29 protein-coding genes and 1 tRNA gene are annotated in these 24,671 nt (G+C 67.6%); 10 read left to right on the top strand and 20 right to left on the bottom strand.

Features of this window, described 5'->3' with window-relative positions:
* Window positions 1–3 precede the first annotated feature (3 nt).
* Entirely contained in the window at window positions 4–240 is a 237-nt protein-coding gene (locus AC07UH_RS14445) for a hypothetical protein (RefSeq protein WP_495180804.1), read from the top strand.
* A 279-nt stretch (window positions 241–519) separates the two neighbouring features.
* On the opposite strand, the gene AC07UH_RS14450 is transcribed toward AC07UH_RS14445, so the two are convergent.
* On the bottom strand, window positions 520–1,608 hold the full coding sequence (locus AC07UH_RS14450; protein WP_495180805.1) for a calcium:cation antiporter: 1,089 nt from the start codon (window positions 1,606–1,608) through the stop codon (window positions 520–522).
* 268 nt (window positions 1,609–1,876) lie between these two features.
* Between AC07UH_RS14450 and AC07UH_RS14455 the strand changes: the two genes are divergently transcribed.
* Complete coding sequence (locus AC07UH_RS14455) at window positions 1,877–2,737, top strand: manganese catalase family protein (protein ID WP_495180806.1); 861 nt, start codon at window positions 1,877–1,879, stop codon at window positions 2,735–2,737.
* 42 nt (window positions 2,738–2,779) lie between these two features.
* Here the strand turns inward: AC07UH_RS14455 and AC07UH_RS14460 are convergent, their stop codons facing one another.
* The 7 genes from AC07UH_RS14460 to AC07UH_RS14490 all read right to left on the bottom strand — a co-directional run bounded on the left by AC07UH_RS14460 (window position 2,780) and on the right by AC07UH_RS14490 (window position 9,740).
* A complete protein-coding gene (locus AC07UH_RS14460) occupies window positions 2,780–3,367 on the bottom strand; it encodes a hypothetical protein (protein WP_495180807.1) in 588 nt (195 codons plus the stop codon).
* 137 nt (window positions 3,368–3,504) lie between these two features.
* A complete protein-coding gene (locus tag AC07UH_RS14465) occupies window positions 3,505–4,041 on the bottom strand; it encodes a hypothetical protein (protein ID WP_137899664.1) in 537 nt (178 codons plus the stop codon).
* Window positions 4,042–4,579: 538 nt separating this feature from the next.
* A complete protein-coding gene (clpX, locus tag AC07UH_RS14470) occupies window positions 4,580–5,851 on the bottom strand; it encodes an ATP-dependent Clp protease ATP-binding subunit ClpX (protein ID WP_037533125.1) in 1,272 nt (423 codons plus the stop codon).
* 120 nt (window positions 5,852–5,971) lie between these two features.
* The gene (locus AC07UH_RS14475) at window positions 5,972–6,661 is read right to left on the bottom strand and encodes an ATP-dependent Clp protease proteolytic subunit (protein WP_495180808.1); all 690 of its coding nucleotides are present in this window, start codon (window positions 6,659–6,661) and stop codon (window positions 5,972–5,974) included.
* A 56-nt stretch (window positions 6,662–6,717) separates the two neighbouring features.
* Entirely contained in the window at window positions 6,718–7,650 is a 933-nt protein-coding gene (locus AC07UH_RS14480; RefSeq protein WP_495180809.1) for a glycosyltransferase family 2 protein, read from the bottom strand.
* Window positions 7,651–7,921: 271 nt separating this feature from the next.
* Window positions 7,922–9,583, bottom strand: a complete 1,662-nt coding sequence (gene tig, locus AC07UH_RS14485; protein ID WP_495180810.1) for a trigger factor — start codon at window positions 9,581–9,583, stop codon at window positions 7,922–7,924.
* A 72-nt stretch (window positions 9,584–9,655) separates the two neighbouring features.
* A tRNA-Leu gene (locus AC07UH_RS14490) sits at window positions 9,656–9,740 on the bottom strand.
* 111 nt (window positions 9,741–9,851) lie between these two features.
* On the opposite strand from AC07UH_RS14490, the gene AC07UH_RS14495 reads away from it, so the two are divergent.
* Together AC07UH_RS14495 and AC07UH_RS14500 are read left to right on the top strand one after the other, a co-directional pair.
* Complete coding sequence (locus AC07UH_RS14495) at window positions 9,852–10,013, top strand: hypothetical protein (RefSeq protein WP_495180811.1); 162 nt, start codon at window positions 9,852–9,854, stop codon at window positions 10,011–10,013.
* A gap of 2 nt (window positions 10,014–10,015) precedes the next feature.
* Window positions 10,016–10,240 carry a hypothetical protein gene (locus AC07UH_RS14500; RefSeq protein WP_038661840.1) on the top strand — a complete coding sequence of 75 codons (225 nt, stop codon included), beginning with the start codon at window positions 10,016–10,018 and terminating at the stop codon, window positions 10,238–10,240.
* A 425-nt stretch (window positions 10,241–10,665) separates the two neighbouring features.
* Here AC07UH_RS14500 and AC07UH_RS14505 read toward each other — a convergent pair whose 3' ends face one another.
* From AC07UH_RS14505 to gatC, 7 genes are all read right to left on the bottom strand, one after another.
* Window positions 10,666–11,307 carry a peptidylprolyl isomerase gene (locus tag AC07UH_RS14505; protein WP_495180812.1) on the bottom strand — a complete coding sequence of 214 codons (642 nt, stop codon included), beginning with the start codon at window positions 11,305–11,307 and terminating at the stop codon, window positions 10,666–10,668.
* A 16-nt stretch (window positions 11,308–11,323) separates the two neighbouring features.
* Entirely contained in the window at window positions 11,324–11,608 is a 285-nt protein-coding gene (locus AC07UH_RS14510; RefSeq protein ID WP_495180813.1) for a barstar family protein, read from the bottom strand.
* Between the two features lie 10 nt (window positions 11,609–11,618).
* The gene (gatB, locus tag AC07UH_RS14515; protein ID WP_495180814.1) at window positions 11,619–13,088 is read right to left on the bottom strand and encodes an Asp-tRNA(Asn)/Glu-tRNA(Gln) amidotransferase subunit GatB; all 1,470 of its coding nucleotides are present in this window, start codon (window positions 13,086–13,088) and stop codon (window positions 11,619–11,621) included.
* Window positions 13,085–13,495, bottom strand: a complete 411-nt coding sequence (locus AC07UH_RS14520) for a type II toxin-antitoxin system VapC family toxin (RefSeq protein ID WP_495180815.1) — start codon at window positions 13,493–13,495, stop codon at window positions 13,085–13,087. Before AC07UH_RS14520 ends, gatB begins: the two co-directional genes overlap by 4 nt.
* Window positions 13,492–13,752: an AbrB/MazE/SpoVT family DNA-binding domain-containing protein gene (locus AC07UH_RS14525; protein ID WP_495189880.1), complete on the bottom strand. Its 261-nt coding sequence runs from the start codon at window positions 13,750–13,752 to the stop codon at window positions 13,492–13,494. The genes AC07UH_RS14520 and AC07UH_RS14525 overlap by 4 nt, the downstream gene beginning before the upstream one ends.
* A gap of 82 nt (window positions 13,753–13,834) precedes the next feature.
* Window positions 13,835–15,316, bottom strand: coding sequence for an Asp-tRNA(Asn)/Glu-tRNA(Gln) amidotransferase subunit GatA (gatA, locus tag AC07UH_RS14530; RefSeq protein ID WP_495180816.1), 1,482 nt, complete (start codon window positions 15,314–15,316; stop codon window positions 13,835–13,837).
* Entirely contained in the window at window positions 15,316–15,618 is a 303-nt protein-coding gene (gene gatC, locus AC07UH_RS14535) for an Asp-tRNA(Asn)/Glu-tRNA(Gln) amidotransferase subunit GatC (protein ID WP_495180817.1), read from the bottom strand. Before gatC ends, gatA begins: the two co-directional genes overlap by 1 nt.
* 131 nt (window positions 15,619–15,749) lie before the next feature.
* Here gatC and AC07UH_RS14540 point away from each other — a divergent pair, with 131 nt between their 5' ends.
* Together AC07UH_RS14540 and ruvX are read left to right on the top strand one after the other, a co-directional pair.
* Entirely contained in the window at window positions 15,750–16,859 is a 1,110-nt protein-coding gene (locus tag AC07UH_RS14540; RefSeq protein ID WP_495180818.1) for a DUF3089 domain-containing protein, read from the top strand.
* On the top strand, window positions 16,856–17,317 hold the full coding sequence (ruvX, locus tag AC07UH_RS14545) for a Holliday junction resolvase RuvX (RefSeq protein WP_495180819.1): 462 nt from the start codon (window positions 16,856–16,858) through the stop codon (window positions 17,315–17,317). Before AC07UH_RS14540 ends, ruvX begins: the two co-directional genes overlap by 4 nt.
* A gap of 115 nt (window positions 17,318–17,432) precedes the next feature.
* Here ruvX and AC07UH_RS14550 read toward each other — a convergent pair whose 3' ends face one another.
* From AC07UH_RS14550 to AC07UH_RS14560, 3 genes are all read right to left on the bottom strand, one after another.
* Window positions 17,433–17,822 carry a type II toxin-antitoxin system VapC family toxin gene (locus tag AC07UH_RS14550; RefSeq protein WP_495180820.1) on the bottom strand — a complete coding sequence of 130 codons (390 nt, stop codon included), beginning with the start codon at window positions 17,820–17,822 and terminating at the stop codon, window positions 17,433–17,435.
* 14 nt (window positions 17,823–17,836) lie between these two features.
* The gene (locus AC07UH_RS14555) at window positions 17,837–18,103 is read right to left on the bottom strand and encodes an antitoxin (protein WP_495180821.1); all 267 of its coding nucleotides are present in this window, start codon (window positions 18,101–18,103) and stop codon (window positions 17,837–17,839) included.
* A 217-nt stretch (window positions 18,104–18,320) separates the two neighbouring features.
* Entirely contained in the window at window positions 18,321–18,692 is a 372-nt protein-coding gene (locus AC07UH_RS14560; protein ID WP_495180822.1) for a hypothetical protein, read from the bottom strand.
* A 117-nt stretch (window positions 18,693–18,809) separates the two neighbouring features.
* On the opposite strand from AC07UH_RS14560, the gene AC07UH_RS14565 reads away from it, so the two are divergent.
* The 3 genes from AC07UH_RS14565 (at window position 18,810) to AC07UH_RS14575 (ending at window position 21,540) form a co-directional block, all read left to right on the top strand.
* Complete coding sequence (locus AC07UH_RS14565) at window positions 18,810–19,112, top strand: HigA family addiction module antitoxin (protein ID WP_495180823.1); 303 nt, start codon at window positions 18,810–18,812, stop codon at window positions 19,110–19,112.
* A 230-nt stretch (window positions 19,113–19,342) separates the two neighbouring features.
* On the top strand, window positions 19,343–20,326 hold the full coding sequence (locus AC07UH_RS14570) for an aspartate carbamoyltransferase catalytic subunit (RefSeq protein WP_038661866.1): 984 nt from the start codon (window positions 19,343–19,345) through the stop codon (window positions 20,324–20,326).
* Window positions 20,323–21,540, top strand: coding sequence for a dihydroorotase (locus tag AC07UH_RS14575; RefSeq protein ID WP_495180824.1), 1,218 nt, complete (start codon window positions 20,323–20,325; stop codon window positions 21,538–21,540). The genes AC07UH_RS14570 and AC07UH_RS14575 overlap by 4 nt, the downstream gene beginning before the upstream one ends.
* Here AC07UH_RS14575 and AC07UH_RS14580 read toward each other — a convergent pair whose 3' ends face one another.
* Window positions 21,541–22,797 carry an SPOR domain-containing protein gene (locus AC07UH_RS14580; protein WP_495180825.1) on the bottom strand — a complete coding sequence of 419 codons (1,257 nt, stop codon included), beginning with the start codon at window positions 22,795–22,797 and terminating at the stop codon, window positions 21,541–21,543.
* On the bottom strand, window positions 22,794–23,513 hold the full coding sequence (locus AC07UH_RS14585) for an AAA family ATPase (RefSeq protein ID WP_495180826.1): 720 nt from the start codon (window positions 23,511–23,513) through the stop codon (window positions 22,794–22,796). Before AC07UH_RS14585 ends, AC07UH_RS14580 begins: the two co-directional genes overlap by 4 nt.
* A 150-nt stretch (window positions 23,514–23,663) precedes the next feature.
* On the opposite strand from AC07UH_RS14585, the gene AC07UH_RS14590 reads away from it, so the two are divergent.
* Entirely contained in the window at window positions 23,664–24,662 is a 999-nt protein-coding gene (locus AC07UH_RS14590) for an SPOR domain-containing protein (RefSeq protein ID WP_495180827.1), read from the top strand.
* The last annotated feature ends 9 nt before the right edge of the window (window positions 24,663–24,671 follow it).

Consider the following 24,671-nt stretch of genomic DNA (forward strand, 5'->3'; position numbering starts at 1 on the left):
GCGATGACGACCCAGCCCTGGACCGCCCGCGCTGCCGAAATGGCGGCAATCTTCATGGTCGGCGACGGCCTCGTCGGCCTCCTCCAGCCGCGTCGCCACGTCGATCTGTGGAAGGACGAGGCGCTCGGCGCGGAGAAGACGGTCGCGCCGTTCGTCGACCGTCCCGGCCGGCGGCAACTCTATGCGCTCGCACAGATCGCCGGCGGACTGTGGCTCGCCAGCCGCCAGCGGCCGCGATAGGCCGGATCGACGTTCCAAGCTTGGCGAAACTTCCTTCCCCGCCAAGGCAGGGCTATCGCGTTTGGCTGCGGGGACGAGGATCGAGCCGCTTCCACATTCTATTCGTCACCCCGGACTCGTTCCGGGGTCTACCGGGCCGCAAGAGAATGGTCCCCCTTCAAGCCGTTCTCCTCGCCGCAGGGTGGACCCCGGAACGAGTCCGGGGTGACGGGGTGGGGTTGGAAGGCGGTGCGCCCACATGAACGTTCATATGCGACCCGCGCTAGGCGACGCGCGCCTCTACGGCACCACCGTGGTGAACAGATACGCCGCGAAGATCACCAGATGCACGACGCCCTGCAGCACCGTGGTCCGTCCGGTGCCGAGCGAGATCGTCGTCACGAACAGCGACAGCGCCAGCAGCGTCATGCTCTTCGCCCCGATCCCCAGCGCCAGCGGCAGACCGAGCACCAGGCTGACGATCGCCACCGCCGGGATGGTCAGTCCGATCGTCGCCAGCGCCGATCCCAGCGCGAGGTTGAGGCTGGTCTGCAACCGGTCGCGCCGCGCCGCATTATAGGCGGCGAGGCTTTCCGGCGCGAGCACCAGCGCCGCGATCACCACGCCGACGATCGCCAGCGGCAGTCCGGCGGCGAGGATCGCCGCCTCGACCTGCGCCGACAGTCCCTTGGCGAGCAGCACCACCACGACCAGCGCGACCAGCAGGATGCCGAACGCGATCCACGCGGTGCGGTCGCTCGGCGGCGGTGCATGTTCTTCCGGCGCGATATCGCCCGCGGGCAGGAAATAGTCGCGATGCCGCACCGTCTGGACCAGTACGAACGTGCCGTAGAGCACCAGACTGACGATCGCGACGAAGATCAATTGCGACGGCGCATAGGTCGGCCCCGCCGCGCTGGTCGTGTAATTGGGCAGGATCAGGGACAGGACGACCAGCGCGGCGAGCGTCGCCAGCGCGGCACTGATCCCGCGCAGCGTGAAGCGCTGTTCGCCATGCGTGATCCCGCCGGTCAGCAGGCACAACCCGATGATGAAGTTCAAAATGATCATGATCGCCGCGAACACCGTGTCGCGCGCCAGCGCGGCGACGTCGCCCGATCCCGACAGCATCAGCGAGACGATCAGCGACACCTCGATCACGGTCACCGCGATCGCCAGCACCAAGGTCCCGAACGGCTCGCCGACGCGATGCGCGACGACTTCCGCATGATGCACCGCCGCCACGACCGCGCCGATCAACACGACCGCGGCGACGATCGTGCCGACCGTCCCCATCGCATAGACGGACAGCAGCACCACCGGCACGCCGAGCGCCGGGAACAGGATCGCCCATGGCGGCAGCCCCATCCAGCCCTTGGTCACGGTCATGCTTTCGTCTCCAGATCGTTACGCAAGGCCAATGCTTTTGCGCCGCGAAAAGGTCCGCAATGATCGCCACAGCGGACTGCCATTAACACTTTGATACGGATCAAGAGCAATCGAATGGCCACCGACAAGACATCGCGTTGATGATCTAAGTTACTACGATTGTTGGGTTTTGTTTTGTCTGCGCAATAAACCCACGGCGGCATCGCGGGTTGGATCACAGTCGGCGAGAGGCCGACACGTTCCTTCCCGAACAGCCGGAGACTCCGCCATGTATTATCACGACAAGCGCCTGCAATATCCCGTGACCGTCGAGAAGCCGGACCCGCAATTCGCGCGCATGCTGCAACAGGCGATCGGCGGCGTCGAAGGCGAAATCCGCGTCTGCATGCAATATTTCTTTCAGGCCTGGGGCAATCGGGCGCCGGATACGCGCTACCGCGACATGCTGCTGCACACCGCGACCGAAGAGATCGGCCATATCGAGATGCTCGCGACCGCAGTCGCGCTCAACCTCGACAAGGCCCCTGCCTCCTTGCAGGAAGAGGGCGCAGCCGACGGGATCGTCGGTGCGGTGATGGGCGGCGAGCGGCCGCGGCACATCATCGAAGGGCTGATCCACAAGAACCTGCTGTCGAGCGGTCTGGCCGCGATGCCGATCGATTCCGACGGCGTGCCCTTCAACATGAGTCACATCTACGCCAGCGGCAATATCGCGGCGGACATGTATGCGAACGTCGCGGCGGAAAGTACCGGCCGCGTCCTTGCCGTCCGCCTGTTCAACGCGGCGCATGACGAGGGCATGAAGAAGATGCTCCACTACATGATCGCACGCGATACGATGCACCAGAATCAATGGCTTGCGGTGGTCGAGGAACTTGGCGGGATGACCGTGCAGGCGCCGGTTCCGAACAGCTTCCCGCAAAGCGAGGAGGACAATCAGAACAACTATAATTTCTACGCGACCTCGGTCGACGGCACCTTCCCGGAGGGACGCTGGACCAGCGGTCCCTCGGTCGACGGCAAAGGCGAATATACCGTGTTCCGCAACGAACCGCTCGGCGAGGAACCGATCCTCGGCCCGGCGCGACCGGACAGCGCCGCGCAGACCGACCAGATCGGCAAGGCCTGACCGTTCCGGGGCCGGTGGCGATGGAAGCGTCGCCGGTCCCGTTTACCGCCCCTGTGCGGCGCGCGCCTGCGCCGGCCGGTCGAACGCCTGATCGCGATAGCGCCCGTCTTTCTCCACCCAATGCAGGAAGAGGTGCGCCGACCAGCTGTTGGGATTGGCCTCGAGCCGGCCGTGCCGGTGGTGCGTCCCCTGATACAATACCCCGTCGCCCGGCTGCATCGCCACCGATGCATAGGGTTGCGTGCCGAAATCGTCGCTGACCTGCGGCTGCGGCACCTCGCTTCGCTCGGTCGCGACCGACAGCGCCCATGGCCGGTCGTCACCGTAAGCGATGGTCAGCGACAGGCTGTGCTCGCACGCCTGCCGATCCGAATGGACCCGGCAGACGTCGCCCTGCTGATAGGCGCGGAAATAGGCATAGGTCGGCAGCAGCTCGCACCCCACCACCTCGGCGACCCGCGGCGTCAGCCCCCACAGGAAGGTGAGCATCGGCGCATATTGGAACGCATAGACCTCGATCGCCGGCTGGCGCAGCAACGGCCCGCGAGCGGTGAAGCTCTGCAACGGGCGCCCCGCCGCCTGCAGATCGGCCTGCATCATCCGGTAGAAAGCGAGCAGCACCTCGGGCACGAACAGGTGCGGCAGGCCGACATGGCCGTCGCGATGGTAGCGTTCCGATAAGGTCGTGGTCCGGCTCGTCTTTCTGGCGTCGCTCCGGGTCTAGGACGCCGACGCGGCGGGCGCCACGCCTGTTTCGCCGGCGGCGGTCAGTCGCCCATGACGAGCAGGATCGCCGGAAAGAGATTCTGCAGGACGTGCACCGCCACCACGACGCCGACTGCCCACCAGAAGCCGCGCGGCCGCCATGTCACGTAGAGCGTCGAGAAGATCAGGAACGGCCACCAGATCACCGCCCCCCACCACGGCGAGGCGAGGCTGTGCGCAATTCCCCACAAGGCGCTGCTCGCCAGGACCGCCTGCCACCCGCTCAGCCAGCGCAGCAACAGGCTGAGGACGCCCGCCATGATCAGCGTCTCGACGACGGGACTGAAGCCGGCGACGAGGAACAGCTTCACCGGTCCCGAGGTGTCGCCGAGATCCGGCCCGGGATTGCCCGGCACGAAATGATCGATCGCGGTGCTCAGCGCGATGCTGCCGACGATGGTCAGCAGCCAGCCGACGAGGATCGCCAGCCACGGCCGCCGGTCGCGGAACAGCAGCGGCGGCAGTATCGCGAGCGGTCCGCGGCCTTCGTGCCATAAGGGGCTGAGGCCGGGTGCGGTCTCGATCCGTGTCGTTGCCATCGTCGCTCCGTCGTTTGAACGCCCCCGTGGGGCCGGCAACGTTAACGCCGGATGAGGCGATGCGACGCGTGAACGATGTCACGCCGTCGTTTTCGCCGGCAACTACGACCTCTCGAATGGGAAGCGCGGCCCGCCCGACCCATCACCCCGGCCCGCCACGGACTTTTGCAAATCCTCCCGGCGACCCGGCAAAGGCGGGCGTCTGCAAAACGTCGAATGCACCTTGCGAAGGTGCGGAATTTTTTGGCTATCGCGCTCCCGCGGGCACGAGCACGCGTCAAAACCTCGCCAGTGCTCCCGCGCAAAACCTCGCCAGTGCTCCCGCGCAGGCGGTAGCCCAGGAGTCCCGCACGCTACCGGACGGTGTTCCGCTTGGCCCTGGGTTCCCGCCTTCGCGGGGACACTAAAGATGGGGCGGACGCGCCATCGCCTCTCGACCAATGTGGCAATGCCAGAGATACCAGTGACCAGCCACCGCCCCACGAAAAAGGGGCGCCGCTCGCGCGACGCCCCTCCTCATCATGTCCATAGGAATGGATCAGGCCGCGGCGCCCGCCCCATCCTTCTTCTTCTCGGCATAGACGCGGATCGGTTCCTTGCGGCCCTCGATCACGTCCTTGTCGATCATCACCTCGTCGACGCCGTCCATGCCGGGCAGGTCGAACATCGTGTCGAGCAGGATCGCCTCGAGGATCGAACGCAGCCCGCGTGCACCGGTCTTGCGCTCGATCGCCTTCTTGGCGACCGTCACCAGCGCATCGTCGGTGAAGTCCAGCTCGACCTGCTCCATCTCGAACAGCTTCTGATATTGCTTCACCAGCGCGTTCTTCGGCTCGGACAGGATCTTGACCAGCGCCGGGATGTCGAGATCCTCCAGCGTCGCGATCACCGGCAGACGACCGACGAACTCGGGGATCAGACCGAACTTGAGCAGATCCTCCGGCTCGGTCTGGCGCAGCAGCTCGCCGGTGCGCTTCTCCTCCGGCGCCGCCACATAGGCGCCAAAGCCGATCGACTTGCCCTGCAAACGATCGCCGATGATCTTCTCGAGGCCCGAGAAGGCGCCGCCGCAGATGAACAGGATGTTCGTCGTGTCGACCTGCAGGAATTCCTGCTGCGGATGCTTGCGCCCGCCCTGCGGCGGCACGCTCGCGGTGGTGCCTTCCATCAGCTTGAGCAGCGCCTGCTGCACACCCTCGCCCGACACGTCGCGGGTGATCGACGGATTCTCGGCCTTGCGGCTGATCTTGTCGATCTCGTCGATATAGACGATGCCGCGCTGCGCGCGCTCGACGTTATAGTCGGACGCCTGGAGCAATTTCAGGATGATGTTCTCGACATCCTCGCCGACATAGCCCGCCTCGGTCAGCGTCGTCGCATCCGCCATGGTGAACGGCACGTCGAGGATGCGCGCCAGCGTCTGCGCCAGCAGCGTCTTGCCGCAGCCGGTCGGGCCGACGAGCAGGATGTTCGACTTGCTCAGCTCGACGTCGGCACCCTTGGCGCCGTGGTTGAGCCGCTTGTAATGGTTGTGCACCGCCACCGACAGCACGCGCTTGGCGCGCTTCTGGCCGATGACGTAATCGTCGAGGACATCGCAGATCTCCTGCGGAGTCGGCACGCCGCCATCCTTCTTGGACACCAGCGCCGACTTCGTCTCCTCACGGATGATGTCGTTGCACAGCTCGACGCACTCGTCGCAGATGAACACGGTGGGTCCGGCAATCAGCTTGCGGACCTCGTGCTGCGACTTGCCGCAGAACGAGCAGTAGAGGGTGCTCTTCGAGTCGCCACCGCTCAGTTTCGTCATTCAAACTTCCTTGTCGCGGGTGAGGCCCCGCTGGTGAGGCCGGTCATGGTAGACCGGCCGTTACGCAAACCACAACGCCCAAACGTCCCTAACGGCACGGCCGGGCGCGGAACTGCGCCTTTATGCCGCTTGGGCAACGTCTTCCGAGGGGCTCGGACGCTTGTCGAACACCTCGTCGACCAATCCGAATTCCTTGGCTTCATGCGCTTCCAGGAAAGTGTCGCGGTCCATCCGGCGCTCGATCTCCTCGATCGGCTGGCCGGTATATTGCGCGTACAGCTGGTTCATCCGGGCGCGGATACGCAGGATTTCCTTGGCCTGGATCTCGATGTCCGACGCCATGCCCTGCGCGCCGCCCGACGGCTGGTGGATCATGATCCGCGCATTGGTCAGCGCGACACGCATGCCCGGCTCGCCGCTGGCGAGCAGGAAGCTGCCCATCGAGGCGGCCTGACCGATGCAGACCGTGCCGACGCGCGGACGGATATATTGCATCGTGTCGTGGATCGCCATGCCCGCCGTGACGACGCCGCCCGGCGAGTTGATGTACATGAAGATGTCCTTCTTCGGGTTCTCGGACTCGAGGAAGAGCAGCTGCGCGGTGATGAGGCTGGCCATGCCGTCCTCGACGCCGCCGGTGACGAAGATGATCCGCTCGCGCAGCAGGCGGCTGAAGATGTCGAACGAGCGCTCGCCGCGGTTCGACTGTTCGATGACGATCGGCACGAGCCCCGCTTGGGTCTGCTGCAAACCAAGGCCGGCACTGGCCATCGGGCTCGTGAAGTCGCCGGTCTCGAACGGATTATGCATGAAAATCTCTCTATATGCCCCGAAGATCGCCAACATCGGCGCTCCCGCGGGGGAGTTCAAGCCCTGGCGGTCGGAGCGGGATGGGTCAGATAGGCGAGCCGGCGCACCTCGCGCCGCCCGCGCACCACGGTATCGAGGATCAGACCGGCGAAGCCGCACAGCGCGGCGATGATCATCAGCCCGGTGATCAGGATCGCGGTCGGGAAGCGCGGCACCAGATGCGTGTGCATATAGGTGATCGCCAGCGGCACGCTCATCGCCACCGCGATGCCGGCGAGCAGTGCGCCGATCACCCCGAAGAACAGCAGCGGCCGCTCGATCCGGTACAGCGTCAGGATGGTGTTGAGGATGCGGAAGCCGTCGCCATAGGTGCTCAGCTTCGACGCCGAGCCTTCGGGCCGCGCGAAATAAGGCGTCTCGATCTCGGCGCAGGGCATCTTGAGTTCGAGCGCGTGGACGCTGATCTCGGTCTCGATCTCGAACCCCGAGGACAGCGACGGGAAGCTCTTGACGAAGCGGCGCGAGAAGACGCGATAGCCGGACAGGATATCGGTGAAGCTGCGCCCGAACAGCCGCGCGAGCATGCCAGTGAGCAGCGCGTTGCCGAAGCGATGGCCGCGGCGATAGCTTTCCTGCACCTGGCTGATCCGGCTGCCGACGACCATGTCGCATTGCTCGTCTAGCAGCCGCGCGACCAATGCGGGGGCGGAGGCTGCATCATAAGTCGCATCGCCGTCGGCCATCACATAGACGTCGGCATCGATATCGGCGAACATCCGGCGGACGACATTGCCCTTGCCCTGGATGCGCTCGGTCCGGACCACGGCGCCGGCGGCCCGCGCGACCGCCACGGTGTCGTCGGTCGAATTGTTGTCGTAGACGTAGACGGTGGCGTCCGGCAGCGCGGCGCGGAAGCCAGCGACGGTCTGCGCGATCGCCGCCGCCTCGTTGTAGCAGGGCAGCAGGACTGCGATCGTCGGTTGCGTCACGGGTGAATCCTCATCGCGGCGCTCGGCATGCGTCTACCCGATATCCGTCCGTTTGCCCTGAGCCTGTCGAAGGGCCGTGAGTCTCACGATGCTTCGACAGGCTCAGCACCGACGGGTTTGGCATAATACACTGCGTTTTGTCATCCCCGCGCAGGCGGGGATCCAGACGCGCAGGTCTCCAATGGAGCCGCAGCGTCAGCGCCTATGGATCCCCGCCTACGCGGGGATGACGATGGTGGGGAGGGGACCGCGGCCCCCTCCCCCATCAGTCTCAGCCCTCGCTCGACGCAGCGGCCTTCTTCGCGCGCGGCTTCTTCGCCGGAGCGTCGGCGGCCTCGGTGCCTTCCGCCGCTTCCGCTGCGACCGGCGACGATTCGGTCAACGCGGTCTCGGCCTCGACCGGCGCGGCGGCCTTCTTGGCGCGCGGCTTCTTGGCGGGCGCCTCGGCACCGGCGTCCTCGGCCGGGGTCTCGGTCGCCGCATTGTCGCCCTCGGCGACCGGCTTCTTGGCGGCGGCCTTCTTCGGCTTGGCCTCGCCCGCGGCCTTCTTCGCCTTGGGCTTGTGGTTGTCGTGATCGTGTGTGTGCGTGCCGGTCGCGAAACCGTCCTCGCTCTCGATCGCGGCTTCCAGCTCTTCGCGGGTCGCTTCGCGGTCGGTCACTTCGGCCTTGTCGAACAGGAAGTCGACGACCTTGTCCTCGTACAGCGGCGCACGCAGCTGGGCGGCCGCCATCGGCTCCTGCTGGACGTACTGGATGAAGCGCTGCTGGTCCTCGCCGCGATACTGCTGCGCGGCCTGCGCGATCAGCCGGTTCATCTCCTGCTGCGACACCTCGACGCCGTTCGCCTGACCGATTTCGGACAGCAGCAGGCCCAGGCGCACGCGGCGCTCGGCGATCTTGCGGTAATCGTCGCGCTCGGCTTCCATCTCGGCGAGCGCCGCGGCGGGATCTTCCTCGTGCGTTGCCTCATGCTCAAGCTGCTGCCAGATCTGCGCGAACTCGGCCTCGACCATCGACGGCGGCACTTCGAAATCGTGACCCTCGGCGAGCTGGTCGAGCAGCTTGCGCTTCATATGGGTGCGCGTGAGGCCGTTATGCTCCTGCTCGATCTGACCCTTGATCAGGCCGCGCAGCTGCTCGAGGCTCTCGAGGCCGAGGTTCTTGGCGAGGTCCTCGTCGATCTTGCTCTCCGCGGCGACCTGGATCTTCTTGACGGTGATCTCGAAGGTCGCGGGCTGGCCGGCGAGTTCCTTGGCGCCGTAATCCTCGGGGAAGGTCACGTTGAGCACCTTCTCCTCGCCGAGCTTCACGCCGACGAGCTGCTCCTCGAAACCGGGGATCAGGCGGCCCGAACCGAGCTCGACGCCCATGTCGGTGCCGGTGCCGCCGTCGAAGGCGACGCCATCGGCGGTCTTGCCGACGAAATCTACGGTGACGAGGTCGCCGGTCTCGGCGGCCTTGTCGTCGGCGTCATCCCACTTCTTCGACTGGTCGGCGAACTTCTGCAGCTGCTCGTCGACCAGTTCGTCGGCGACCGGCACGGTCAGCCGCTCGAGCTTGAGCGAATCGATCGCCGGTGCCGGGACGGCCGGCAGCACTTCCAGCTCGACCGTCACCGCGGCGTCCTGGCCGGGTGCGTAATCGTCGTTGAGCGCGACCGAGGGCTGCATCGCGGGACGCAGCGCCTTGTCGGCGATCAGCTGCTGCACGCCCTGCTGGATCGCGCTGTTGAGCGCGTCGGCGGCGAGCGATTCACCATGCATCTTGCGCACGAGATTGGCCGGGACCTTGCCGGGGCGGAAGCCGGGCATCTTCACCTGCGGCGCGATGCGCTTCACTTCGGCATCGACCTTGGCATCGATGTCCTTGGCGGTGATGGTCAGCGTGTAGGCACGCTTCAGGCCCTCGTTCAACGTCTCGACAGTCTGCATGTTCGGCCTTCAATCTTGAGAAATCTGACGGAAATTCAATAAGGCTGCCGTCCCGCCCGAAAGCGGCGGGACTGGTGCGGGCGAAGGGACTCGAACCCCCACATCTTGCGATGGCAGGACCTAAACCTGCTGCGTCTACCAATTCCGCCACGCCCGCACAAAGGACCCGCCGTTGGGCGCGCGTCTATACCAGCGTAGCGCCCGGGGGCAAGCGAAGAGGCAACCGGCGCGCACCCGGAACGTTGGGTCATATGAAGGAGAGACCGACATGGCAACCCAGCCCCCACCCGAAACGCCGGCCCCCACCCCGCAACCGGTCCAGCCCGATTCACCGCCGCCCGAGATCCAGACGCCCGCGCCCGACGTCGACGTCCCCTCGCCGACGATCCCCGCCACCGATCCCGGCACCGCGCAGCCGGCGGAGATCTGAGCATGAGCACCGATCCCAACGCCCTTCCCGAAGACGCACCGGACAGCAATCCGGACGCCCGTGAGGACGAGCGCAGCGACATCGAACAGGCGGTCGAAGCCCGCGCCGACGCGGTTGCCCGCGGCGAAGGCGGCGAGGAACCCTCGCGCTTCACCGACACCGGCGCCTTCGACGGCAACAGCGGCACCGGCGGCGAGGTCAAGAACCAGGACCTGACGCAACAATGACGAGGCGGCCCTGCGGGGCCGCCTTTTTTTTAGTGGGAAGACGTTCCGCTTACCAGCGCTCGCCTCAATCCCGTTTGTCCCACCCCACCCCGTCCGCCCTGAGCCTGTCGAGGGCATTGAGGCTCAAGGCGTTCCCGCCGAGCGCAACGCAGCCGAGCTACGCAAGGATCGCAAGCGCCTCATTGATAATGCTCACGATCAGGGCATCTGATTCCTCCCTCGCTTTAGCAGGTGCACAGGGTTGGATTGCCCCCCGGCAATCCAAGATCATGCCGGGGGCATGATCGACCCTGTGCTGGGGACCGCCGGCCGCAGGCCGGTGGTGGAGGGGGCGTTTCCGCAAACGCGAAGCTTACCGTATCCTCCCCCTCCGTCAGTGCTTCGCACTGCCACCTCCCCCTGGCGGGGGAGGATTTAGGGAAGCGCTATTTCACCCGCCGCGCGGTGAGGATCGTCACCTTGGTCACCGGCACCTCGCCCTTGAACGCGCCGCGCAGCGTTGCGGTCGGCGACACCGGCGCGTCGAAGACCTTCAGGATGGTATCCTGCCCCTCGACGACATGGCCGAACGCCGCATAGCCGAGACTGTCGCCCGGCTTGCTCGGGTCCGCATCGAACGACGGCTGGTCGCCGATGCTGATCGTGAACTCGCCGCGCGCGCTGCCCGGTTCGAACCGCGCGGTCGAGACGGTGAAGTCGGTATGGCGGATGCCGGTCTGCGTCGTCGGCTCATGCTTGATCGGCGGCAGCAGCCGCTTGATCTCGCCATCCGGCCCGAATTGCACGAAGCCGAAATGGTCGCCGATCTTCACCGCGCGATAGAAGTTCACCCCGTCGAGCCGCTTGCCGTCGACATATTTGAGGAAATTGCCCGCGCTGATCGGCGCATGCACAATATCCGCCTCGATCACGAACCGCCCGACGCTGGTCTCCAACGCGACGCGCGGCAGCGCCGGCGTCGGCTGCGGCGCGGGTACCGGCGCGGCCGCAGGCGCAGCCTGTTGCGCCGCCAACGGCACCGCGACGAGGGACAGGGCAAGCGTCGCGACCCGAACGAAACCGATCATCCCTGCTCTCCCAAATTCAGACGAACCGCAACCGCACGTCCCGCCCGAATTCCGCACGGGCGTCCTCGAACACCTGCTCCGCGCGCCGCACATAGGCAAGCTCGTCCGCCGGCAGATCGCCGAGATGACGGACGATCACCTCGAACGGCGGCGCCAGATCGGCGATCCCGCCGCCGAGACAATCGAACAATGCATCCAGATTGCCGCCGACCCACGGTTCCGCGCCGAGCCGCGGCAGCAGCGCGGCGTAGAAGTCCGCCCTGCTCCGCCAGCCACGCCCGTCGAGCTCGATCGTCGTCACCGCGCGGCGGTCAGGCGAGCGCCTTCTTGAGCAGCTCATTGACCACCGCCGGATTGGCCTTGCCGCCCATCGCCTTCATCGTCTGGCCGACGAAATAGCCGAACAACGTCTCCTTGCCGCCGCGATATTGCGCGAGCTGGTTGGGGCTCTTGGCGATCACCTCGGCGATCACCGCCTCGATCGCGCCGGTATCGCTGGTCTGCTTGAGGCCACGATCCTCGACGATTCTTCCCGGCGCGTCGCCCGTCTCCAGCATCACCTCGAACACCTGCTTGGCGAGGCTGCCCGACAGCGTACCGTCGGCGACCAGCGCCAGCAGCTCGGCGGCCTGCGCCGGCGACACTGGCGCATCGGCGATGTCGCGCCCGGTGCGGTTGAGCGCGCCGAACAGCTCCGACGTCGTCCAGTTCGCCGCCGCGACCGGCTTGGCGCCCGCGTCGAGCAACGCATCGAACCAGCGCGCCGCCTCGACCTCGGCGGTCAGCACGTCCGCCTGATAGGCCGAGATGCCGAGCGATTCGTACCGCTTGCGCTTGGCGTCGGGCAGTTCGGGCAGGCTCGCGCGGCACTCGGCGAGGAACGCCTCCTCCAGTTCGAGCGGCAGCAGGTCGGGATCGGGGAAGTAACGGTAATCGTGCGCGTCTTCCTTCGAGCGCATCGAGCGGGTGGTGCCGCTCTCGACGTTGAACAGCCGCGTCTCCTGGACGATGCGGCCGCCGTCCTCGATCACCTCGACCTGACGCTTCGCCTCATATTCGATCGCCGCCATGACGAAGCGCACCGAATTGACGTTCTTCGTCTCGGTGCGCGTGCCCAGCTCGCCGCCCGGTTTGCGCACGGAGACGTTGACGTCGGCGCGCATCGAGCCTTCTTCCATATTGCCGTCACAAGAGCCGACGTAGCGCAGGATCGCACGCAGCTTGCGCAGATACGCCCCCGCCTCGGCCGGCGAGCGCATGTCGGGCCGGCTGACGATCTCCATCAGCGCGACGCCCGAGCGGTTGAGGTCGACATAGGAGCGCGTCGGATGCTGGTCGTGCATCAGCTTGCCCGCGTCCTGCTCGACATGGATGCGCTCGACGCCGATCGTCTTGGTCGCGTCGGGGTTCTTGTCGTCGGGGCTGATCTCGATCGCGCCCTCGCCGACCAGCGGATGATAGAGCTGGCTGATCTGATAGCCCTGCGGCAGATCGGCATAGAAATAATTCTTGCGATCGAACCGCGACCAGCGGTTGATCTGCGCGTCGATCGCCATGCCGGTGCGCACCGCCTGGCGGATACACTCCATGTTCGGCACCGGCAGCATCCCCGGCATCGCCGCATCGACGAGGCTGACCTGCGTGTTCGGCTCCGCCCCGAACGCGGTCGCCGCGCCCGAGAACAATTTGGCGTTGGAGGTGACCTGCGCATGGACCTCGAGGCCGATCACGACCTCCCACTCGCCGGTGGCGCCCTGGATGCGGTAGCTGGTCTCGGTCATGGATGCGTCTCTGGGGTGATGAGGGTAAGGTCTGGAAAATAGGTCGCGAGCCGGCGATCGCGGGTCATCAGCGTCGCGCCGAGCACCTGAGCGTGGCCGGCGATCAGGAAATCGGCGAGAATCGATTGCCGGTTGCCGCCCCGCTTTCGATAGGCCGCGAAGGCCTTGCCCGCGGTCAATGCGGCCTCCTGCGTGAACGGCAGCGTCTCGATCTGAAATCCTTCAAGATCACTGGCTAGTTCGTCGGGCCGTTGCGCGCCTGCCGCCACTTCGGCGACGATCACGTGATTGCAGCCGAGCACATCGGTGGCGACCGAACGCGCATAAGTCTGGCGCGACCAAACGGTCGCGGGCGTATCCACGACGTTGAGCAGATCGATGATGATGTTGCTATCGAGCAGGATCACGGCAGCGGTTCGTCGCCGCGCAAGTCCCGCATGATCTCGTCCGTCGGCCGCGTGAATTGCGGGTTGCGGCGAATCCTGGCGAACATTGCCTCGATGCGCGCGTCACGAACGTCGGGCGGCTCATCCTGCAAACGCTTGCGCGGCACGACCACCGCTTCGCCGCGATCGTTCAGCCCAACGTCGACGGGCTGGCCAGGCACCAACCCGATCGCGTCGCGCACGTCCTTGGGGATCAGCACCTGCCCCTTGCTCGTCATGTTCGTCGTCGTGCGCTTGTCAAGTAAAGTCGCCATCACCCGCCTCCGGTGTTACCAAGGTAACACCTCACGCGACGACCGTCTACCACCACGCCTGCGGCCGCGCGGTGAAGCCCGCGCGCTGCTCGATCGCCAGCCCGGCGTTGAGCACGCCCTGCTCGTCGAGCGGCTTGCCGATGATCTGCAGGCCCAGCGGCAGCCCCTGTTTGTCGAGCCCACCCGGCACGCTCATCGCCGGCAGGCCCGCAAGGCTCGACGGGACGGTGAACACGTCGTTGAGATACATGGCGATCGGATCGGCCGACTTCTCGCCCAGCGCGAACGCCGCCGACGGCGCTGTCGGCGTCAGCAGCACGTCGCACGTCTCCCACGCCCGCTCGAAGTCGCGCGCGATCAGCGCCCGCACCTTCTGCGCCTGCGTGTAATACGCATCGTAGAAGCCCGCCGAGAGCACATAGGTGCCGATCATGATGCGGCGCTTCACCTCCGGCCCGAAGCCGGCGGCACGCGTCGCGGCATACATGTCCTGCAACCCCGCCCCCTCGGGCAATTCGCGCAGGCCGTAGCGCACGCCGTCATAGCGCGCGAGGTTGGACGAGGCCTCCGCCGGCGCGATGATGTAATAGGCGGGCAGCGCATATTTGGTATGCGGCAGCGAGACCTCGACGATCTCCGCGCCCGCATCGCGCAGCCAGTCGATCCCCGCCTGCCACAGCGCCTCGATCTCCTCGGGCATGCCGTCGACGCGATATTCCTTGGGAATACCGACGCGCTTGCCCGCGAGATTGCCCGACAACCCCTGTTCCCAGCGCGGCACGTCGAGCTGGAGCGAGGTCGCATCCTTGGCGTCGAACCCGGCCATCGCCTCGAGCAGGATCGCGCAGTCGCGCACGTCGCGCGCCATCGGCCCCGCCTGATCCAGCGACGAGGCGAAAGCGATCGTCCCCCAGCGCGAGCAGCGGCCATAGGTCGGCTTGATGCCGCTGATCCCGGTGAACGCCGCCGGCTGGCGGATCGAACCGCCGGTGTCGGTGCCGGTCGCGCCCGGACACAGCCCCGCCGCCACCGCCGACGAACTGCCGCCCGACGAGCCGCCCGGCGCCAGCGGCGCGTCGCTGCCCGGCCGCCGCCACGGCGAGATCACGTTGCCGAACGCGCTGGTCTCGTTCGACGAGCCCATCGCGAACTGGTCCATGTTGAGCTTGCCGAGCATCCCCGCGCCGGCATCCCACAATTTCTGCGAGATCGTCGATTCGTAGGTCGGCACGAAGCCTTCGAGGATATGGCTCGCCGCGGTCGTCGCGACGCCGTTCGTGCAGAACAGGTCCTTCATCCCGATCGGCACGCCGGCGAGCGGCCTCAGCGTCTCGCCCGCCGCGCGCGCGGCATCGGCGGCGCGCGCCGCGGCGAGCGCATGATCGGGCGTCTCGACGAGGAAGGCGTTGAGCGGCTTGGCCTTCGCCACCTTCACCACGAAGGCGTCGGCGACCTCGACCGCGGAGAAAGCGCCGCTGCGCACCCCGTCGCGCAGGGCGGCGACGCCCAATTCGGTCAGCTCGGCCATTATTCGATCACCTTGGGAACGGTAAAGAAGCCATGCTCCGCCTGGGGAGCATTGGCCATCAGCGCGTCGCGGATGCCGCCGCCGGTCAGCCGATCGGCGTTGATCACGTCTTCGCGCAGGCGCAGCTGGTTGGGGATGACCGCGGTCATCGGCTCGACGCCGGCGGTATCCACCCCTTCCAGTTGCTCGATCCAGCCGAGGATGTTGCTGAGTTCGGGGGCGAGGCGCGCGGCATCCTCGTCGGTGATCGCGATGCGCGCGAGCGCGGCGACCTTCTTCACGGTGGCGGTGTCTACGGACATGGCCTTGCGCCTATCAGAGGCGGCTCGGCGGATGCAACCTCCGCTTGCGTGGCCGCGCGCAACCGTATGTTGCCAGTTCGCCGGGGCTCGTTCATCAGGCGGCCTCCCTGCCCTGCCCGGAACCCGCACGCTTGGCCCGCAAATTCCTCTACGTCTTCGCGTTCCTGATCGCGCTCGTCATCGCCGGCGCCTTCGCTTACCGGCTCTACGGCGTCGAGATCCTGCGCATGGCGCTGGTCCCGTCCGAGGCGTTCAGGGCGCAGCCGCGCGTCGATCCGAAGCGCTATGACGATCGCGCGATGTGGATCGCCCGCCCCGACATCCCGGCCAATCCCGCGCTCTGGACCCCCGCGGGCTACACGCCCGAGGCGAGCCCGAAGGCGGCGGTCTTCTTCATCCACCCCACCTCGTACATCGGCCGCGACCATTGGAACGCGAAGCTCGACGATGCCGAGACCAATGCGCGCGCCGCGATCTTCCTGCGCGGCCAGGCGAGCGCGTTCAACGCCGCCGGCGAGATCTGGTCGCCGCGCTACCGGCAGGCGACGTTCGGCGCCTTCCTGACCAGCGTCGCCGACGCCAATCGCGCGCTCGACCTCGCTTACGGCGACGTCGCCGCCGCTTTCGCCACCTTCGTCAGGCAGGTCGATCCCAAGCGGCCGATCATCCTCGCCGGCCACAGCCAAGGCGCGCTCCACCTCACCCGCCTGCTCCGCGAACAGATCGCCGGCAAGCCGATCGCGAAGCGCATCGTCGCCGCCTATGTCGTCGGCTGGCCGGTGTCGAAGACCACCGACCTCGCCGCGCTCGGCCTGCCCGAATGCACCCGCCCCGATCAGGCGCGCTGCCTGCTGTCGTGGGAGAGTTTCGCCGAGCCCGCCGACCCGCAGCAGATCACCGACGTCTACGACCAGACGCAGGGGTTCGACGGCCGCCCGCGCCGCGACACGCCGCTCGTCTGCACCAACCCGCTGACCGGCACCGCCGACGCCGCCGCCCCCGCCACCGCCAACCAGGGCACGCTCTACCCCTCGGCCGATCTCAGCAGCGCGACGATCGCGCCCGGCAAGGTGCCCGCGCGTTGCGGCCCGCGCGGCTTCCTGCTGATCGGCGAGCCGCCCGAGGTCGGCAGCTACGTGCTCCCCGGCAACAATTACCACGTCTACGACTACAGCCTGTTCTGGGCCAACGTCCGCGCCGATGCGCTGCGCCGGCTCGCCGCCTTCGGCGCGAAGCGATGATCACCCCCGACCGCGCCGTCTTCCGTGAGGCGCTGCCGGCGGGCGGGCGGCTGCTCGGCCTCGACCTCGGCACCAAGACGATCGGCACCGCGCTGTGCGATGCCGGCTGGAGCTTCGCCAGCCCCGCCGAGCTGATCCGCCGCAGCAAGTTCACCAAGGACAAGGCGGCGCTGGTCGCGCTCGCCACCGTGCAGCAGGTAAAGGGGCTGGTCCTCGGCCTCCCGCTCAACCTCGACGGCAGCGAGAGCCCGCACAGCCAGTCGACCCGCGCCTTCGCGAAGAATTGTGCCGACCTCGGCCTGCCGATCCTGCTGTGGGACGAACGCTGGTCGACGGTCGCGGTGGAACGCACGATGATCGAACAGGATATGAGCCGCGCCAAACGCGCCGAGCGGATCGACAACCTCGCCGCGGCGCACATCCTGCAAGCGGCGATCGACGCGCTGGTGATGGTGTAAGGGGTGAGTTGCCGGCCGTCCCGTTACTTGAGCGCGGATCGCGATAATCAAAATTACGCGGCACCGTCTTTCCCAAGATGGACAGATGCCGGGGAGGCAATTCCGCTAGACTGTATCAACCGATCCAGTTTTCTACGCGGAGACCTTGAACACGTTGGAACTCCCCGACGTTGGCCGTGACCAACGTTGCGCCGACGGCGTAAGCGTGCGCCGCAATCAAAAGGTCGTTCGGACCAATCGGTTTGCCAACAGCTTCCAGTCCGGCGCGAATACCCGCATATTCCGCGTCGGCGGGGACATCGAGGGCCAGAATGTCGATGCTCGCGAGGATGGCCTCCACCTGCGCGACCAGTCTTGGCGAACCCTTCTTCGCGCATCCGTAGCGCAACTCGGCCGCGGTGATGATGCTGATGCACATCGCATCGCTCCCGTGAGCTGCCACCCGTTCGAAGACCCGGCCTTGAGGGCTGCGCACCAGATCGGACACGATGTTGGTGTCGAGCATATAGCGGGTCCGGCTCACAGATCGATGTCCCTGAGCGGCAACAGCGGCGCGTCGAGATCGTCCGGAAAAGCATCGGAAGGATCGAGGGGAGACAGGGACCGAAGCGTGTCGAGCAGGTTGAGCCGGGGTTCGGGCTCGATGATGAGACGATCACCCTCCTTGTGGATCAGGACACGACTGCCGGAAAATTCGAACTCCGCCGGAATGCGGACGGCCTGACTGCGGTTGTTGCGGAACAGCTTCGCTTCGCGAACGTCGCGGATCGGGGCGGGCTCGGCCATCTCGCAACCTCCATTGCATATGCCATGTATATACCAAGGATGCGGCCATTCTTCAAATCTCGGTACCGCTGCGCTATCGACCGCCGCTGTGGCGCACATCCTGCAAGCGCCGATCGATGCGCTGGTGATACGTCAAGAACGCTGATGACTTGCGAAATGGCCTGGTCAGGGCAGGTTCTTCTCGACGACGGCCTTTCTCCGCGGATCGGCAGGAACATCAGCAGCGGATTAGGCTCTTGCCCTCGCGGTACATGACGGTAGCCGTGGTCGGCTTCGATTGAGCGTTTACGGCTACGCTCAAAGAAAATCCGGACGCGTCGCTATAGGTCGAGAAGTGAAACCCGGGACGTTGCTGAACCGCGGAACGATTCAAGCCGGACTTCCTCGCCTGCCGATCATAATGGTCGACGACGTCCTTCAAGGTCGAAGACGTCGAGAAGCTGTACCCCCGATAACAGCCAATGGCTTGATCGCGGAGGAGCAAAGTAACTCCAACGGGCGCCGGAAATTGCGAAGGCTTGGCCAGAACCGGCGATGCGATCACGGCAGCGGCGAGCAGTGCCACCAGTCGATTCGATGTGCCCATCATTTCACTGCCTCCTGTTTTTGCTCGATTGTAACGGCATCTTGAACAACCATACAATCATGGCGCCGCACGCCAAGGAATAGGAAATCCGCTTCTCGCACATGGATCTGGAGGATTATCATGGCACTTAGTCTGCATCCGTCGCTCGCGGTCCACGCCGGCGACTGGCTCAAGAGCGAAGTCGTCGAGCCGCACGGCATCACCGTGAAGGCGCTCGCCGAGCACCTCGGCGTGTCGCGTCAGGGACTGAGCAATCTGCTCAACGGCCACGGTGGATTGTCCCCTGATATGGCGCTGCGCTTCGAAAAAGCGTTCGGCATCAAGGCGGATACGCTGCTGCGTATGCAGCTCGCCTACGACCTTGCGCTGGTGCGCGAGCATCAGGATGACATCAAGGTCGAGCGGGTGGCGCAAGCCGCCTGACCGTAGACAGCCGCCGACCCGCACCCCTGTCCTACACCCCACCCCCTCTGCTACACCCTGCCCGCTCTTTCGCATCGTGACCCGCAACATCACCAAAACGGAAACGATCGGGCCGGATCGTTTCCGTTCAAGTGTCCATCTTGTCCACGTTGCCCCAATCCCGCCACAATTAGATGGCGGCTCCCTCCCCGCTTGCCCCCACCCGCCCTGCGCGCTAACCGGCGCGCTTGATGAACCGTTCGGACCACCGCCCCGCTGCCCTGATCCAGGGTGGCGCCGTCTTCCCGCACCGGCACCTCACCGGCATCGACGGGCTCCAGCCGCATGAGATCGCCTTTCTGCTCGACGAGGCGGAAAGCTGGGTCGCGGCGAACCGCAGCCATGCCGCGCCCGACAAGCGGCTCGCCGGCCTCACCCAGATCAACGCCTTTTTCGAGAACAGCACGCGCACGCTGCTGAGCTTCGAGATCGCCGGCAAGCGGCTCGGCGCCGACGTGGTCAACATGCACGCGGCGCAGTCGAGCGTGAAGAAGGGCGAGACGCTGATCGACACCGCGCAGACGCTCAACGCGATGCGCGCCGACGTCATCGTCATCCGCCATATGGCGAGCGGCGCGGTGCGGCTGATCGCCGACAAGGTCGATTGCCCGGTGCTCAACGCCGGCGACGGCCGCCACGAACATCCGACGCAGGCGCTGCTCGACGCGCTCACCATCCGCCGCCGCAAGGGCTCGATCGCCGGCCAGCGCGTCGTGATCTGCGGCGACGTGCTGCACAGCCGCGTCGCGCGCTCGAATATCCTCGCGCTCACCGCGCTCGCCGCCGAGGTGCGTGTCTGCGCGCCGTCGACGCTGATGCCCGCCGGGATCGAGCGGATGGGGGTGACGCCGTTCACCGATTTCGACGCGGCGCTGGTCGGTGCCGACGTGGTGATGATGCTGCGCGTCCAGAACGAGCGGATGGCCGGCGGCTATATCCCGTCGAGCCGCGAATACCGGCTGCGCTACGGGCTGACGCCGGAACGGCTGGCGAAATTGCCCGACGCGCTGGTGATGCATCCGGGGCCGATGAACCGGGGGGTGGAGATCGATTCGGTGGTGGCGGACGGGCCGCAATCGGCGATTACCGAGCAAGTGGAGATGGGCGTGGCGGTACGGATGGCGTGTCTCGACGTGCTTACCCGGCGCGCGCGCGGCGTGGAGGGCTGGGCATGAGCGTGATCGCCTTCCTCGATGCGCGGCTCGCCTGCCCCGTCGCCGGGGTCGCGCCGGGCGGGCTGCTGGTCCGCGACGGCGTGATCGTCGCGCGCGGCCCGTTCGAGCTGCCCGGCGATGCGGTGACGGTCGACTGCGGCGGCAAGCTGCTGGCGCCGGGGATCGTCGACCTCGGCGTGTTCAAGGTCGATCGCGACGCCTGCCGCGCCGGCGGCATCGTCCGCGTCGCGCTGATGCCCGACGGCAATCCGGTGCTCGACGATCCCGGCGTCGTCCAGCGCGCCGCGCTGATCGGCAAGCCCGATCTGTGGATCCACCCGATCGCCGCGGCGACGCAGGGCCTCGCCGGCACCGACATGGCGGAGATGGCGATCTGCGCCTCGGCCGGCGCGCGCGCGGTGGGGACGGGGCGCGGCTGGATCGCCGACAGCGGCGTGATGCTGCGCGTCCTGTCCTATGCCCGCGACCTCGACATCGCGGTGGTGGCGCATGGCGAGGACGGCGCGCTGACCGCAGGCGCGGTGGCGACCGACGGCGAGACGGCGACGCGGCACGGCCTGCCCGCCGCGCCGGCGGTGGCCGAGGCGCTGGCGGTGGCGCGCGACCTGATGCTCGCCGAGGAAAGCGGCGCGCGGCTCCACATTCGCCAGGCGACGACCGCCGCCGCCTTCGACCTGATCCGCGCCGCCAAGCGCCGCGGCGTGCGCGTCACCTGCGGCATCACACCGGCGCATCTCCATCTGTCGGACATCGCGATGAGCGACTTCCGCACCTACGCCCATCTGTCGCCGCCGCTGCGCAGCGAGGGCGACCGGCTGGCGGCGCGCGCCGCCGTGGCGGACGGGACGATCGACGTCCTGTCCTCGGGCCACGACCCGCACGGGCCGGAGGCGAAGCGCCTGCCCTTCGTCGATTCGGCGGCGGGCATGGCGGGCGCGGAGACGCTGCTGCCGCTCGGGCTGCTGCTGGTGCGCGACGGCGTGCTGCCGCTCGAGCGATTGCTGGGGATGCTCGCGGTCAACCCGGCGCAGGTGCTCGGGCTCGACACGGGGACGCTGGAGGTCGGCAAGCCCGCCGACCTGATGCTGTTCGACCCCGACACGCCGTGGCAGGTCGACGGCGAGGCCTTCGCCTCGGCGGGCAATACGCCCTTCGACGGCCTGCCCGTCCAGGGCCGTGTGCTCAGGCTGTGGAAGGCCGGGCGCGAGGTCTGATCAGCGCGCCGCCACCTGCACCGGCGCGCGCAGCCATTGCGCGATCCGGTCGCCGGCCTCGCGGCGGACGAAGCAGGCGCCGCCCTCGGCGCGATAGCGGCCGCACAGCCGGTCTGCCTCGGCGCGGCTGAACCCGCCCACCGACACGCGGTAGAGCGACCCCTGCGCCGCCGCGACCATCGTCCCGGTCGGCCGCTGCCCGGTCAGCGCAGCGAAGCGTCGCGTCGCCTCGGTCCACCCGGACTTGGCGACCGCGACGTTGCTGTACGCGCCGATCTGCACATACCAGTCGCCTGCGACCGCCGCGGGCACCTTCAGCGCCACCGCCTGCCGTACCGGGGCGACGGCGGCGCGCAGCATCGTCGGCAGCGGCTGCGCCACCTCCTGCGGCGGCGCGAACACGACGCGGGTGAACGGCGAGGTCGGCGCCGGCGTCTCGACCGCGGCGGTGCGTACGGGCGCCTCCTGCGCCGGCATCACCGGCACCGGCGCGTTGAGCGCCAGCGCGACCGGTCGCCCGCCATCGGCGCCGGCGGTCACGCCGAGCAGGCTCGCCACCTGATCCGACGCCGCCCGCGGCTGCGCGAACGCCGCCCATTGCTCCAGCCGCGCATCAACATCGGCAGGCGACATATCCGCCGCCGCCGCGACCCGCGCCATCGCCCATTGACCGGCGAGCGCATAGCTCAGCGCCAGATTCTGCCGCAGCTTGGCATCGGCACCCGGTTCGCGCGCCGCCGCGTTGAGCGTCGCGATCGCCCCGGCCGGATTGCCGGCGAGCGCCGTGGCGAGGCCGAGGTCGCCGACCGGAATGATCGCCGCGTTGTGCGCCAGCGTCGCCTGCGCCGCCGACCAGTCGCCGGTGGCGATCTGCGCCAGCGCGAGGCTCAGCGCCGCCTTGCCGTTGCCCGGCGTCAGTTCCAGCACCTCGGCGAAGGTATCGCGCGCCGACGCGAAGCGCCCCGCCTGCTGATACGCCTGCCCCAGCACCAGCCGATAATCCGCATTGCGCGGCGCCAGCGCCACCGCCGCCTCGGCGCGTTCGATCGCGGTGGCGGGATCGCGTTTGGCCAGCGCCCGCGCGGCCCCGTCGGCGTGCAGCCCCGCGGTCCGCGCGACGATCCGGTCGTTGCGATCGCTCGCCGCGGCGATCCGCCCGCTGCCGCCGGTACATCCGACCACCGAGCCGCCGAGCACCAGCGCCGACAGGCCGAAGGTCAGGACCAGCCGCGGGGTGGAAGAGATCACGGCGCTCATGCCCCGACCACCCGGCGGCCGAAGCCACCCGTCGCCGGGCGCGGCCCGAAGCCGCCGCCATGCACCGTCGGCACGCTGAACACGGTACGGCGGAAATTGGTCTCGAGCCGCCCGGAAATGTAGCTCCACAGCTGCGCGATCTCGGCCGCCGACCGGCCGCCGGGATCGACCTCCATCACCGTGCGGCCGTCGGTCATCGCCGTGGCGTAATCGAGGCGCTGGTGGACGATCACCGGCGCGAGGCTGCCATGCTGCGCCAGCGCCACCGCGGCGTCGGCGTTGATCGGTGCGTCGGGCGTCGCGGCGTTGAGGACGAAGATCAGCGGCTTGCCCGCGCGCTGGCACAGGTCGACGGTGGCGCCCACCGCCCGGAGATCGTGCGGCGACGCCCGCGTCGGCACGACGACCAGCTCGGCGGCGGCGATGACGCTCTGGATCGCGAGCATGTTCGCCGGCGGCGTGTCGATCATCACCAGCTTGACCCCCTGCTGGCGCAGCATCTCAAGATCCGCCTGGAGCCGCGCGACGACGGTCTGCGCGAAGGCGGGATAGGCCGTGGTGCGATCACCCCACCAGTCGGCCAACGTACCGTGCGGATCGATGTCGATGAGGACCACCGGGCCGTGCCCTGCGAGCTGGGCCTGCACCGCGAGATGTCCGGACAATGTCGTCTTGCCCGAACCACCCTTTTGCGATGCCATCGCGAGAACGCGCATAGGCCCCCTTCAATCTGTGCCGTCAAATCGTAAGCGAACCTGACAGGACAGCGCTAACGGACAGTTAATGTAGCGCTTTGCGCGATGTGGCTTTGCCTGCGCGCGCGTCCGGGGCATGATGCTGCCGATATGGGGAAGAGGGTGACGAGGATGCGAAATACCGGTTGGATCGCGGTCGCGCTGCTGGCCTGCCTCGCCGGTGCCGCGCCGGCCGGGGCGCAGGTGGTCAAGGCCGGCGTCGACGCCTGGACCCGCGGCGACTTCGCCGGCGCGGTGGCACAATGGCGCGGCCCGGCGGTCGCGGGTGACGCCGATGCGCAGTTCAACCTCGGCCAGGCATACAAGCTCGGCCGCGGCGTGCCGCTCGATCCGGCACTGGCGGAAAGCTGGTTCCGCAAGGCGGCGCTGCAAGGCCATCCGCAGGCCGAGGACAATTACGGCTTCGCGCTGTTCCAGGCCGGTCGCAAGGCGGAGGCCGCGCCGTGGCTGGAGAAGTCGGTGCGGCGCGGCGAGCCGCGCGGCCAGCTGGTGCTCGGCACGATGCTGTTCAACGGCGACGGCGTGCCCCGCGACTATCCCCGCGCCTATGCGCTGATGACGATGGCGTCACAGGCGGGGCTGAAGTCGGCTTCGGAGACGCTGGCGCAGATGGACCAATATATCACCCCCGCCGACCGTCAGCGCGGCACGGCGCTGGCGCAGCGCTACGCGACCGACCTGCGCGCCGGTCCGCCCGCCGCCGACCGCGGCGGCATGATGGCGGCAGAGGCGACCGCCCCGCGCCGCGGCACCGTTCCGATCGCCACCCCGGCGAAGGCACCGCCGCACCAAAAACCGGCCCCCGCCGATCTGTCGCCCGACCGCCCGGTCGCCGATCGCATCGTGGCGCATGAGAAACGCCCCGCCCCGCCCCGGCCCGCGGCGGCGCCCGCCGGCGGCGCGTGGAAGATCCAGCTCGGCGCGTTCAGCACGCAGGCGAACGCGCAGACGCAATGGTCGCGGGTGCGCGGCAAGCTCGCCGGCGCGCAGCCGGTCTATGCCAAGGCCGGCAATGTGATCCGCCTGCAAGCGAGCGGCTTCGCATCGAAGGCGGCGGCGCAGAAGGCGTGCGCGACCGCGGGCGTCGCATGCGTGGTCGTCGCGCCTTAGGTCCGCCCG

This window comes from Sphingomonas sp. GW821-FHT04B01, assembly GCF_059420425.1.

Excerpts from the sequence above, each read along its gene's own strand:
- AC07UH_RS14445 (WP_495180804.1), top strand. The coding sequence starts at position 4 with ATGACGACCCAGCCCTGGACCGCCCGCGCTGCCGAAATGGCGGCAATC.
- AC07UH_RS14450 (WP_495180805.1), bottom strand. The coding sequence starts at position 1,608 with ATGACCGTGACCAAGGGCTGGATGGGGCTGCCGCCATGGGCGATCCTG.
- AC07UH_RS14455 (WP_495180806.1), top strand. The coding sequence starts at position 1,877 with ATGTATTATCACGACAAGCGCCTGCAATATCCCGTGACCGTCGAGAAG.
- AC07UH_RS14465 (WP_137899664.1), bottom strand. The coding sequence starts at position 4,041 with ATGGCAACGACACGGATCGAGACCGCACCCGGCCTCAGCCCCTTATGG.
- clpX (WP_037533125.1), bottom strand. The coding sequence starts at position 5,851 with ATGACGAAACTGAGCGGTGGCGACTCGAAGAGCACCCTCTACTGCTCG.
- AC07UH_RS14475 (WP_495180808.1), bottom strand. The coding sequence starts at position 6,661 with ATGCATAATCCGTTCGAGACCGGCGACTTCACGAGCCCGATGGCCAGT.
- tig (WP_495180810.1), bottom strand. The coding sequence starts at position 9,583 with ATGCAGACTGTCGAGACGTTGAACGAGGGCCTGAAGCGTGCCTACACG.
- AC07UH_RS14495 (WP_495180811.1), top strand. The coding sequence starts at position 9,852 with ATGGCAACCCAGCCCCCACCCGAAACGCCGGCCCCCACCCCGCAACCG.
- AC07UH_RS14500 (WP_038661840.1), top strand. The coding sequence starts at position 10,016 with ATGAGCACCGATCCCAACGCCCTTCCCGAAGACGCACCGGACAGCAAT.
- AC07UH_RS14505 (WP_495180812.1), bottom strand. The coding sequence starts at position 11,307 with ATGATCGGTTTCGTTCGGGTCGCGACGCTTGCCCTGTCCCTCGTCGCG.
- gatB (WP_495180814.1), bottom strand. The coding sequence starts at position 13,088 with ATGACCGAGACCAGCTACCGCATCCAGGGCGCCACCGGCGAGTGGGAG.
- AC07UH_RS14525 (WP_495189880.1), bottom strand. The coding sequence starts at position 13,752 with ATGACGAGCAAGGGGCAGGTGCTGATCCCCAAGGACGTGCGCGACGCG.
- gatA (WP_495180816.1), bottom strand. The coding sequence starts at position 15,316 with ATGGCCGAGCTGACCGAATTGGGCGTCGCCGCCCTGCGCGACGGGGTG.
- gatC (WP_495180817.1), bottom strand. The coding sequence starts at position 15,618 with ATGTCCGTAGACACCGCCACCGTGAAGAAGGTCGCCGCGCTCGCGCGC.
- ruvX (WP_495180819.1), top strand. The coding sequence starts at position 16,856 with ATGATCACCCCCGACCGCGCCGTCTTCCGTGAGGCGCTGCCGGCGGGC.
- AC07UH_RS14550 (WP_495180820.1), bottom strand. The coding sequence starts at position 17,822 with ATGCTCGACACCAACATCGTGTCCGATCTGGTGCGCAGCCCTCAAGGC.
- AC07UH_RS14555 (WP_495180821.1), bottom strand. The coding sequence starts at position 18,103 with ATGGCCGAGCCCGCCCCGATCCGCGACGTTCGCGAAGCGAAGCTGTTC.
- AC07UH_RS14560 (WP_495180822.1), bottom strand. The coding sequence starts at position 18,692 with ATGATGGGCACATCGAATCGACTGGTGGCACTGCTCGCCGCTGCCGTG.
- AC07UH_RS14565 (WP_495180823.1), top strand. The coding sequence starts at position 18,810 with ATGGCACTTAGTCTGCATCCGTCGCTCGCGGTCCACGCCGGCGACTGG.
- AC07UH_RS14570 (WP_038661866.1), top strand. The coding sequence starts at position 19,343 with ATGAACCGTTCGGACCACCGCCCCGCTGCCCTGATCCAGGGTGGCGCC.
- AC07UH_RS14575 (WP_495180824.1), top strand. The coding sequence starts at position 20,323 with ATGAGCGTGATCGCCTTCCTCGATGCGCGGCTCGCCTGCCCCGTCGCC.
- AC07UH_RS14580 (WP_495180825.1), bottom strand. The coding sequence starts at position 22,797 with ATGAGCGCCGTGATCTCTTCCACCCCGCGGCTGGTCCTGACCTTCGGC.
- AC07UH_RS14585 (WP_495180826.1), bottom strand. The coding sequence starts at position 23,513 with ATGCGCGTTCTCGCGATGGCATCGCAAAAGGGTGGTTCGGGCAAGACG.
- AC07UH_RS14590 (WP_495180827.1), top strand. The coding sequence starts at position 23,664 with ATGCGAAATACCGGTTGGATCGCGGTCGCGCTGCTGGCCTGCCTCGCC.